Origin of the sequence: Acinetobacter sp. YH12046, assembly GCF_013419905.1 — a bacterium.
Taxonomy (GTDB): Bacteria; Pseudomonadota; Gammaproteobacteria; order Pseudomonadales; family Moraxellaceae; genus Acinetobacter.
In genome coordinates, this window is the sequence record NZ_VOZF01000065.1 from 1 (window position 1) to 2,452 (window position 2,452).

Sequence of the window (2,452 nt, forward strand, 5' to 3'; positions counted from 1 at the left end):
TCAAAGTAGCATAAATTTCGTATCTTTCATCTTGAGAAAGTTGGGTGTATTTCTTCATTGTGTGCTTTCCAATTGCGAGTTGAAAAAGTCTAATGATTCTATGAATACACCTAACTTTTTCAACTAACTACAAATGTGTTGCACTTGGGATTTGAATCTGCGAAATATAAGATTCGCTACCTAGCTTATTTATCTATTGAAAGGATTTAAAATAGCCTAAGCATTTTATAATTTGATTAGAAGGAAAAACTTGAAGTGCAAGATAGCAAAAGCTGTCGTCAATTTTAGAATAACGGCTTATAACAGCACATTTGATTAAACGAGAATATAAGCCAATCTAACTAGGTAAATAAAAGGGCGAGGTGAGAATATATAAGAGAAAAGAAGAATCGAATCATTTTATAAATGAAATTTCAGGCAATAAAAAAGCCCAAGTCTTAAATGCTTGGGCTTTCTTGAATTTGGCTCTCCCACCTGGGCTCGAACCAGGGACCTGCGGATTAACAGTCCGTCGCTCTACCGACTGAGCTATGGGAGAATCTGAATGCGATTATAGAGAGATTTTGCAAAGGGTCAAGCAAAAACTGTCATATTTATTACAAATTGTACTTATCTGATTTTAATTTAAACGATTGCATTAAATTCTTAAAAAATGCTTGTCAGAACAAATTTCACTTGCTAGATTGAAAACATAAAGTCGTTTGACCAAATGGTCAAACAGTGTGGATTTAAACCTACTTGCCAGCACAAAAATGGCTAAACCGGAGAAAGCGAATGAATACGCTCACTATCCCTCAAATCTTCTCTCAACTGTCTTTTTATCAAGATCATTATCTCGATATTATTCAAGATTCAGCTCAATACTTTACCCCTGTGGCTGGTGCAGAAATCCGTTTATGGCCCTTAGCGACCAAACAATTGTATCTGGGTGACTTGCTGCAATTATGGTTTGCAGAAAAGTGGCTGGTCGAACAAGAACGCCAATTTAGCTTTGAGATCTTTCTGAACACGCCTGAAGCACAGCAAAAAGATCTTTATATCTATGCGTTTGCTGGTAATCTTCTGACCGGATCGAACCAGTCTAAAGTGTGGCAAGCTTCTGCTAAAGAAATTCGGGAACTGAGTGTGGCAAATGTTTCCAAGCATTATTTTGAATATCGGGCTTTGACCCAACCGAAGCTGGTAAAAGCACCGCAAGGGAAATGGGGCGTACTTTAAGCCTTAAACACGTTAATGGTCGGAATTGCGAAAAATCATACAGGTTGCTGTGGCATGGGCATAAATACGACCTTCGTCATCCAGAATTTGACCTTCGGAAATACCTAGGTTTTTACTGAGATTAATTGATTTTCCGATCGCTTTTAGTTCTTGGTTGTGAGGAATTGGACGGCACATTTTTACATTCAGATCAATTGTGCCATAACCGACACCGGCTTCAAGTAAAGTATGAATCGCGCAGCCTGTTACCGTATCTAAAACAGTTGCAGCAAAACCGCCATGTACACCTCCCATAGGATTCAGATGGCGTTCATCTGCTTTTACAACAAAGGTCACATGTCCCGGTTCGACTTCGCCAGCAGACATGGGAATGGTGGTTGCCATAGAAGGCATAGACAGATTGCCCTTAAGCATCTTTTGCATAATCTGCAAACCTGAAAGATTCTTGAGATCCATAGCTTGTCCTTATTATTTTAAATACTGGATTTGAATGACAAGTTTAGGCAGATGGTGCTTCGATCAGCAATAAAAAATTGTATGAGGAAATGTACAAAGCCTTTTACTTATGATGAATCCGGTAAAATGATTAAAAATAATAATACCGAGGAAGAATAATCATGAAAGCGAGATGTTTATGCGGAGCGACTCGATTTGAAGTTCAGCTCAGAAATCATGAAGTTGCTGCCTGTCATTGTTCCATGTGCCGCCGCCAGACAAGTGGACCATTAATGTCGATTGATATAGAAAATATTCACTTTATTGATCAGCAGCATTTATCTGTTGCAAGTACTTCTGAATGGGCAGAGCGTGGTTTTTGCAATGCCTGTGGTACTTTTATTTTCTGGCGGACCAAAGATCATTCCTTTGCCAATATTAATGTATTTACTTTGGAGCAACTGCCAGAGGATCTGGATTTCAATTTAGAAATTTATATAGATCATCAGCCAGCATTTTATTCATTTAACAATCAAACCAAAAAAATGACAGAAGCTGAAGTCATTGCCATGTTTCAGCAACCTGATTCTTGAAATAAATATAATCAGATAAAGGAAGAGTAAGTCTCATAATTTGATCTGATGAAAATAATCTTTTTAAAACTAAGAACACTAGATCTCTTGCGAAAGTCATTATTGCAAGTTCATCCGGTTTACCAGTGCAGCGATTAAGTTAATGCGTAAACCGAATCTTTTCCGTCTATTTCGATAGCGTTCACTTAGTATTCTAAATCTTTTCA

At 37.8% G+C, this 2,452-nt stretch carries 3 protein-coding genes, 1 tRNA gene and 1 pseudogene; 2 read left to right on the forward strand and 3 right to left on the reverse strand.

Annotated features, from left to right (window positions below):
• Positions 1 to 462: 462 nt before the first annotated feature.
• Positions 463 to 538 (reverse strand) — tRNA-Asn (locus FTU03_RS15810).
• A gap of 236 nt (positions 539 to 774) precedes the next feature.
• Between FTU03_RS15810 and FTU03_RS15815 the strand changes: the two genes are divergently transcribed.
• A complete protein-coding gene (locus tag FTU03_RS15815; RefSeq protein ID WP_179993454.1) occupies positions 775 to 1,218 on the forward strand; it encodes a hypothetical protein in 444 nt (147 codons plus the stop codon).
• Positions 1,219 to 1,230: 12 nt separating this feature from the next.
• Here FTU03_RS15815 and FTU03_RS15820 read toward each other — a convergent pair whose 3' ends face one another.
• A complete protein-coding gene (locus FTU03_RS15820) occupies positions 1,231 to 1,674 on the reverse strand; it encodes a PaaI family thioesterase (protein WP_166138298.1) in 444 nt (147 codons plus the stop codon).
• Positions 1,675 to 1,835: 161 nt separating this feature from the next.
• Here FTU03_RS15820 and FTU03_RS15825 point away from each other — a divergent pair, with 161 nt between their 5' ends.
• Positions 1,836 to 2,246 carry a GFA family protein gene (locus FTU03_RS15825; RefSeq protein ID WP_159124076.1) on the forward strand — a complete coding sequence of 137 codons (411 nt, stop codon included), beginning with the start codon at positions 1,836 to 1,838 and terminating at the stop codon, positions 2,244 to 2,246.
• 99 nt (positions 2,247 to 2,345) lie between these two features.
• On the opposite strand, the pseudogene FTU03_RS15830 reads toward FTU03_RS15825, so the two are convergent.
• Positions 2,346 to 2,452 (reverse strand): annotated as a pseudogene (locus tag FTU03_RS15830) (IS5/IS1182 family transposase); the annotation flags it as partial.